A 7,486-nucleotide genomic window follows, 5' to 3' on the forward strand; every position below is an offset into this window, starting at 1 on the left:
CGCCACCGCCGGCCCGGGCGGGCGCCGCCGGACGCTGCGGGCCGGTGCCGCCCTGCTGGCCTGCGTGGCCGTCCTGTTCGCGCTGACCGGCGGCCCCGAGCCCGGAGGGCCGGGCGTCCACCGGGCCGCACCGCCGCTGCCCGGGGCGATCCCGGCCGGCTCCGACGTCCCGGTCGCCTACCGGAGCATGATCGAGGACGCCGCCCGGCGCTGCCCGGAGCCGGAGGTCACCCCGGTCCTGCTGGCCGCGATGCTCAAGGCGGAGAGCGGCTTCGACCCGAACGCGGCCCGCCCGGAGACCGGCGAGTACGGCATCGCGATGTGGACGCCCGCCGTCTTCGAGGCCTGGGCCAAGGCCGCCAACCACGCCGGCCCGAAGTCCTACCTGGACCCGGGAGACGCGATCGCCGCGATGGGCAACTACGTCTGCTGGCTCGACCAGCAGCTCAAGCGGCGAGGCTTCACCCGCGACCTGCCCGCCCTGGTCACCGCCGCCTACCGGACCAGCGACAAGACCGTGGCCGCCACCGGGGGCGTCCCCGAGCGGGTCCGACCGCACGTCGACAAGGTGCTCCGGTACCTGGCCGACTACGGCGGGTGACCGCGCATACCGGGATGAGTTGTGCCACATCCCCCCGTATCCCGGCGCGGGCACCCGGAGGACCGGCCTCCGGTCTGGGATCCTCGGGCGCATGATCACGAAGCTCCGCGCGGCCGCCGCGCAGTGGACCCTCGTCGTCCCGGTGGCGGCGTTCGTCGTCCTCGTCCTGACCTGGCACAAGGACCTGCCCGGCTGGGTGGTGGGCGTGGTCGCGTGCTTCCTGATCGCGGCCGTGCTGGCCGCCGTGCACCACGCCGAGGTGATCGCCCACTGGACCGGGGAGCCGTTCGGATCGCTGGTGCTCGCGGTGGCCGTCACCGTGATCGAGGTCGCGCTGATCGTCACCCTGATGGCGGACGGAGGCGACAAGTCCTCGACCCTCGCCCGGGATACCGTGTTCGCCGCCGTGATGATCACCTGCAACGGGATCATGGGCCTGTCCATCATCGTGGCCGCGGCCAAGTACCGCACCGCCGTCTTCAACGCCGAGGGCACCGGCACGGCGCTCGCCTGCATCGCCACCCTCGCGACCCTCAGCATGGTGCTGCCGACCTTCACCACCAGCACCCCCGGCCCGCAGTTCTCCACCACCCAGCTGAGCTACGCGGCCGTCGCCTCGCTCGTGGTGTACGGGCTGTTCGTGACCACCCAGACCCTGCGGCACCGGGACTACTTCCTGCCCGTCACCCCGGAGGGCAGGGTCCGCAGGATCGAGGAGGAGGACGACCACGCGACCCCGCCCACCCTCCGGGCCGCCGGGGTCAGCCTGCTGCTGCTCGCCGTCGCGCTGGTCGCGGTGGTGGGCCTGGCCAAGGGCGTCTCGCCGACCATCGAGTCCGCGGTGGCCGGTGCCGGGCTGCCGAACGCCGTGGTCGGCGTGGTGATCGCCATGATGGTGCTGCTGCCGGAGACCATCGCGGCCCTGCGCGCGGCCCTGCGCAACCGGGTCCAGACCAGCCTCAACCTGGCCCTCGGCTCGGCGCTCGCCAGCATCGGCCTGACCATCCCGGCGGTCGCCATCGCCTCCGCCTGGCTCTCCGGCCCGCTCGTCCTCGGCCTCGAACCCTCGCACCTGGTGCTGCTGACCCTGACGATCGTGCTCGGCACCCTGACCGTCATCCCGCGCCGGGCGACCCTGCTGCAGGGCGCGCTGCACCTGGGCGTCATGGCCGAGTTCGTGGTGCTGGCGGTGAATCCGTGACGAGGGTGAACCACTGAGGCCCTCCGGGCCGTCGAGATGAACGGAAGCCCCTGGCACGTCCCCCCGTGCGGTCAGGGGCTTCCGTCGTCTCCGGCCGTGACCGGCCTGGGAGGAGCGGGTCACGACCGGGAGTCCCCGGCCCACCGGTGATGCGGCGGGCCGGGGACTCGCTGATGGCCGCGGCTCAGACGCGGCCCGCGCCTCCCGGAGGGCTCAGACCCCCGGAGGCGGCGTCAGGGGCCTCCTCCGGAGGCCGGGTGCCTCAGGAGGAGGTGCGGCGACGGCGGGTGTAGACCACCGCGCCCGCGCCGGCGACCAGCAGCGCTGTGCCGACGCCCGCGTACAGCAGGGTGCCGTCGCTACCGGTGGTGGCCAGCTTCCTGCCGTCCGAGGCGGCGCCATCGGTACGGCAGGCTGGGACGAGCCTGCGCGGTGGGAGGGGGTCTCCGGTCGGCCACTGGACCGGGAGCCGGCCGCGTACGACGTGAGGGGCACAAAATTCCTCCAGTGGGAAACGTGACGCAAGGGAGGTTTGGCCGAAATACGGCGCTGAGGGCGATTGGTCCGGCTGGTCCCTCGCAACAATCCGATCACCCGGTTGTGGGGAAATCGTGCGTCCCGCAGGTATCCGAGGCGGTCGGGGCCGGCCGGCCCTGCCCCGGCGGACGGAACGGAGGCTCCGCGGGTGGCCGGTATTGGCCGGTCCGTGGCACGGGTCCGCGTGTCGGGGCGGCGGGCGGAAGCCGTGGTTCTCTATCGTCCGTCTGGAACCGCCCAGCCCACCGATTCCGTTGTGCGTGCGGCCGATCGCGCGAGCAGCCGGTCGAGCCGGCAGCCGATCCGACCCACGGGGAGTGCTCGATGCCCGGCCCAGAGCAGCAGGTGCGACCGGAGCGGCAGCGGCCCGCCCGGACCGAGGACAGCGCCGACGTCATCGTGGTCGGCGCCGGACCGGCCGGCTCCACCGCCGCCTACCACCTCGCCCGCACCGGCCTGGACGTGCTGCTGCTGGAGAAGTCCGCCTTCCCGCGCGAGAAGGTCTGCGGCGACGGTCTCACCCCGCGCACCGTCAAGCAGCTGGTCGACATGGGCATCGACGTCTCCGAGGAGGCCGGCTGGCTGCACAACAAGGGCCTGCGGCTGATCTCCGGACACCGCTCACTGGAGTTCGACTGGCCCGAGCTGTCCGCCTTCCCCGGCCACGGACTCGTGCGCCGGCGTGCCGACTTCGACGAACTGCTCGCCCGCAAGGCCGCGGCGGCCGGCGCCAGACTCATCGAACGGGCCAACGTGGCAGGCCCGCTGACGGACGAGCGGTCCGGCCGGATCACCGGCGTCAGCGCCAAGCTGGGCGAGGAGCGCCGGCCCGTCGAGTACCGGGCCCCGATCGTGGTCGCCGCGGACGGCAACTCCACCCGGCTCTCCGTCGCGATGAAGCGCTACCGGCGCACCGACCGCGCGATGGGCGTGGCCTACCGCACCTACTTCACCACCCCGCGCCACGAGGACCGCTACCTGGAGGCCTGGCTCGACCTGCGCGACCCCACCGACCCCGCCCACCGCCTGCTGCCCGGCTACGCCTGGGTGTTCGGCATGGGCGACGGCACCGCCAACGTCGGCCTCGGCGTCCTCGACACCGCCAAGACCGACCTCGACTGGCGGGACCTGCTGCGCCGCTGGTGCGCCGACCTCCCGCCCGGCTACGACTACCACCCCGAGGCCGTCACCGAGCCGATCCGCGGCTCCGCCCTCCCGATGGGCCTCAACCGCCAACCCCACTACGCCGACGGCCTGTTGCTGATCGGCGACGCGGGCGGCACGGTCAGCCCCGGCACCGGTGAGGGCATCGCCTACGCGATGGAGTCCGGCCGCCACGCCGCCGAGACCATCGTCCAGGCGCACGCCCGCCGCACCGACCGCGGCCGCGAACTCGCCCTGCGCGCCTACCCGCAGAGGCTGCGCTCCGCCTACGCGGGCTACTTCGCGCTCGGCCGGCTGGCCGCCGACCTGCTCGGCCGCCCCCGGCTGCTCGGCGCCGCCGGCGCCGCCGGGCTGGGCCACCCGGCGCTGCTGAAGGTGGCGTTCCGGCTGATGGTCAACCTGACCGAACCGAACTCCAAGGACGCCCTGGACCGGCTGCTCCACCTGCTCGGGCGGGTCGCCCCGGGGCGGTGAGGCCGACGCCGGAATCGCTCATTCTTTCGGGCGAGTGGTTCCGGCGTCCCGGGCTTGGCCGAAACCGGGGAAATCGGCACGCCGTCCGCCAGGTCGTGTTGACGAATGATCAGCAGATCCGCTTGCCTTGTGCCGAACCGGACACGGAGGGTGAGCACAGCGCCCCCTCCGTGCGGACGTTCCCGACCGACCCCTACGACGGAGACACCGTGCGCCTTCGCCTTCGCCTGCTCGTCGCGCCCCTCGCCGCAGCCGCCGCCCTGACCGCCGTGAGCATCCCCGCCGCGGCCGCCGACCCGAGGGCGGCCACCCCGTCCGACCAGTGCTCCGCGGCCTTCGAGCACGACGATCCGCGCCTCGGCCCCCAGGACCTCCCGACCACCGGCCCCGTCGGCCGCCAGCTCCTCGGCTATCAGCGCACCGGCGGCGCCAGCGACCAGGACTTCCTGGCCCAGTACTACGACCCGAGCGCGAACGGCGGCAAGGGCGGCTGGAAGTACCCGCCCGCCGACGGCTACGCCACCCTGCCCGACGGCACCCCGGTCGAGTTCGACCTCACGCTCTACCCGAACCAGAACATCGACCGCTACGGCAGCGAGTACGGGGCCTTCCTCGCCCCCGAGGGCCTGCCCTACGCCGACCGCGCCATCCCGCCGCAGAGCCTCGACGGCACCCCCGCGGCCGGCTGCAACTACCACGACTACAAGGTGGTCAAGCCGTTCACGGTGCACGCCGGGCCCATCGCCCCCTGGTTCAACCAGCCCGGCTGGGGCCTGCAGTACCAGCTCGACGCGACCCTCCTCCCCGGCGGCCCGGCCAAGCTCAACGTGCTCTGGCTGGTGGAGAACGGCTACCTCGCCCGGATCTGACCGGACGTCACCGTCCGGCGGCCGACCGCCGGACGGGCCGTCGCCCACCCGGAAATTCGCTGGCGGGGACGGCGCGGCGGGAGGTAGGAAGGCGGGGTGACCACCAGCAACCCGGCGACCGACCGGCGCCTCTTCCAGCCCGCCGTCCTCGACCTCGGAGACGCCCTGCTCCGCCCCTGGGGCCGCGCCCTCGACCTGCCCGGCGGCACCCTCGCCGCGGTGTCGGCGGCCGCCGCGGACCAGGAGGTCGCCCGCTGGAACCCGCTGCGCGACGCCACCGACCCGGCCGGCGCCGGCGCCTACCTCGACCGCGCCGACGAGCGCTGGGCCGACGGCGACACCGCCTGCTTCGCCATCACCGACGCCGCCGACGGCCGGCTCCACGGAAACGTCGCCCTGCAATGGACCGACCGGGCCGAGGGCATCGCCATGGTCGGCTACTGGCTGCTCGCCGCCGCCCGCGGCCGCGGCCTCGCCACCCGTGCCACCACCGCCGTCACCCGGTGGGGCGTCCGCACCGCCGGCGTCCGCCGCATCGAGCTCTACCACGCCGTCGGCAACGACCCCTCCTGCGGCGTCGCCACCCGGGCCGGCTTCCCGTACGAGGGCACCCTGCGGGCCTCCTACCGCAGCGGCGACGGCCCCTACCGCGACGAGCACCTGCACGCCCGCCTGGCGACCGACCCGGAGCCGGACGCCGACCGACCGTGTGCCGGATCCGTGATCGCGGGCGGTCCGAAGGCTGCTGACGGAACGTGAGGAACCCGGGCGGCCGGCACCCCGCCGGTGCACCGCACCGCTGCACCAGGCCGGCAGGCCCGAACCCGGCCCGGCGGCTGCGCCTGGCCGAGGCGTTCGTCCCGGCGGCTACCGGTGGTACTGGGCGAGCTGGATGAGGTTGCCGCAGGTGTCGTCCAGCACCGCGACGGTGACCGGACCCATCGCCGTCGGCTCCTGGGCGAACCGCACCCCGAGCCGGTGCAGGCGGTCGTACTCGGCGTGCACGTTGTCCACCGCGAACTGGGCGGCCGGGATGCCGTCCTCGACCAGCGCGGTCTTGTACGGGCCGACGGCGCGGTGGTGGTCGGGCTCCAGCAGCAGTTCGGTGCCGTCCGGCTGTTCGGGGGAGACCACGGTGAGCCACCGGTGCTCGCCGACCGGCACGTCCTCCTTCTTCAGGAAGCCCAGCACCTCGGTGTAGAAGCGCAGCGCCTTGCCCTGGTCGTCGACGAACACGGTGGTCAGGTTGATCCTCATGGGGAGTCCTCCGAAGTGCCCGGATGGTGGCGACGGTTGCCGAGCCGATCGTAGATCGCGTGCAGCCAGGGCTGCCGGACGGCGGGCAACCGGGCGAGGCGGTGGCTCAGCAGGTACCGGTCGGGCTCGAACAGCCACCCCGGGCGCAGCGGCAGCGGGTCGTCGCGCTCCTCCCCGGCGGGCAGCCTGGTCGTGCGGCGGGCCGGCGGGAAGGCCAGGTACGTCCACACCGCGGCGTCCAGCGGGACGGGCACCGCGCCGTGGCCGGCGGGCGGCTGCCAGGCGGCACCCGTCCACGGGTGGCGGGGGACGAGCGCGATGTCCGGGGCCGGGGCGGGGGTGAGGCCGGGCCCGGCCAGGCCCAGGGTGCGGGCCGGGGCGCCGGCGGGGAGCAGCCGCCGCAGGGTGCGGCCGAAGGTCTCGGTGAGCAGGCCCGGAGGCACGGCCACCGGCTCTCCGCCGGAGGCCGCCAGCACCTCGGCCAGGGCCGCCCCGACCGTGGCGGTCCAGCGGTCGTTCCACCAGCCGTCCGGCTCGACCGGCGGCAGCGGCGGCACCGCCCAGCCGTCCCCGGCCGGGCGGGCCGGGCCCTCGACCGGCAACCGCCACACGGCCCGCGGGTGGAGCCACACCGCCTGCCACTGGTAGCAGTCGTCGATCCGGGCGCCGACCGTGCGCCCGCACCCCTCGCAGGCGAGGTTCGGACTCCCGGCCGCCGCGCAGCAGCCGTCGCACCGCTCGGGGATCAGCACGGTCCCGCGGGTGTCGCCCGGGGCCAGCAGCACCGCGCCGCCGGACCCGCACCACAGGCCGTCGACCGGCGCGTACACGCCCCGCGCGACGGCCTCCGCGACCGTGATCTCGGCCCAGGGCCGCCAGGGCGGCTCGGACGGTTCCGGGTCGACGGCGAAGGTGCCCGGTTCCAGCAGCGGCGGCAGGTACCTGTGCCCGCCCTGGCGGTGGGCGTGCGGCGGCAGCGCCACCTCCGCCACCGGCACCGTCAGCTCCGTACCGCACCCCGCGCACGCGAACACCGCCACGCGCTCTCCCCCCGCTCGCCCGTGAACACCCGGAGTATTCCGGCCCGGGCGCCGGCCGCCAAGCGGATTTCGCCCGCCGCGGCGCCCGATGCCGACAGGCTGCGCGCCGGGCCGGGGACCGTCCTAACCTGGAAGGGCGCGCACGGTGCGTGGCCTGCGGCGGAAGCACGGGAGAGACGGCCATGACGGTGATCTCGGCGGCCCTCATCGGTACCGACTGGCAGCCCCGGCTGCCCGGCGGCGCCGAGCTGCTGCGCGAGTGCGCCGCACGGGGCTGGACGGTCGTGCTGACCGGCCCCGGGCCGGCCGGGGCGCCCGCCCTGACCGTGACCGCCCCCGGTAG

At 74.9% G+C, this 7,486-nt stretch carries 8 protein-coding genes; 5 read left to right on the top strand and 3 right to left on the bottom strand.

Translation table 11 applies throughout. From position 1 onward, the window contains the following. Together BG452_RS25650 and BG452_RS25655 are read left to right on the top strand one after the other, a co-directional pair. The coding region (locus BG452_RS25650) for a transglycosylase SLT domain-containing protein (RefSeq protein ID WP_223242726.1) at positions 1-601 on the top strand (601 nt) is incomplete at its 5' end. 91 nt (positions 602-692) lie between these two features. Then, the gene (locus BG452_RS25655) at positions 693-1,802 is read left to right on the top strand and encodes a calcium:proton antiporter (RefSeq protein WP_188306731.1); all 1,110 of its coding nucleotides are present in this window, start codon (positions 693-695) and stop codon (positions 1,800-1,802) included. Between the two features lie 262 nt (positions 1,803-2,064). Here BG452_RS25655 and BG452_RS47785 read toward each other — a convergent pair whose 3' ends face one another. Beyond that, positions 2,065-2,676 carry an LPXTG cell wall anchor domain-containing protein gene (locus BG452_RS47785; protein WP_188306737.1) on the bottom strand — a complete coding sequence of 204 codons (612 nt, stop codon included), beginning with the start codon at positions 2,674-2,676 and terminating at the stop codon, positions 2,065-2,067. Here BG452_RS47785 and BG452_RS25665 point away from each other — a divergent pair. From BG452_RS25665 to BG452_RS25675, 3 genes are all read left to right on the top strand, one after another. Then, a complete protein-coding gene (locus tag BG452_RS25665) occupies positions 2,664-3,977 on the top strand; it encodes a geranylgeranyl reductase family protein (RefSeq protein WP_188306732.1) in 1,314 nt (437 codons plus the stop codon). The genes BG452_RS47785 and BG452_RS25665 overlap by 13 nt on opposite strands. A 209-nt stretch (positions 3,978-4,186) precedes the next feature. Continuing rightward, positions 4,187-4,846: a TNT domain-containing protein gene (locus BG452_RS25670; protein WP_317621227.1), complete on the top strand. Its 660-nt coding sequence runs from the start codon at positions 4,187-4,189 to the stop codon at positions 4,844-4,846. 96 nt (positions 4,847-4,942) lie between these two features. Next, on the top strand, positions 4,943-5,605 hold the full coding sequence (locus BG452_RS25675; protein ID WP_317621228.1) for a GNAT family N-acetyltransferase: 663 nt from the start codon (positions 4,943-4,945) through the stop codon (positions 5,603-5,605). Positions 5,606-5,713: 108 nt separating this feature from the next. Here BG452_RS25675 and BG452_RS25680 read toward each other — a convergent pair whose 3' ends face one another. Together BG452_RS25680 and BG452_RS25685 are read right to left on the bottom strand one after the other, a co-directional pair. Continuing rightward, positions 5,714-6,103, bottom strand: a complete 390-nt coding sequence (locus BG452_RS25680; RefSeq protein WP_188306733.1) for a VOC family protein — start codon at positions 6,101-6,103, stop codon at positions 5,714-5,716. After that, the gene (locus tag BG452_RS25685) at positions 6,100-7,143 is read right to left on the bottom strand and encodes a hypothetical protein (RefSeq protein ID WP_188306734.1); all 1,044 of its coding nucleotides are present in this window, start codon (positions 7,141-7,143) and stop codon (positions 6,100-6,102) included. The genes BG452_RS25680 and BG452_RS25685 overlap by 4 nt, the downstream gene beginning before the upstream one ends. Positions 7,144-7,486 lie beyond the last annotated feature (343 nt).

It is taken from the genome of Streptomyces sp. CBMA123 (assembly GCF_014596465.1).
Lineage (GTDB): Bacteria > Actinomycetota > Actinomycetes > Streptomycetales > Streptomycetaceae > Kitasatospora.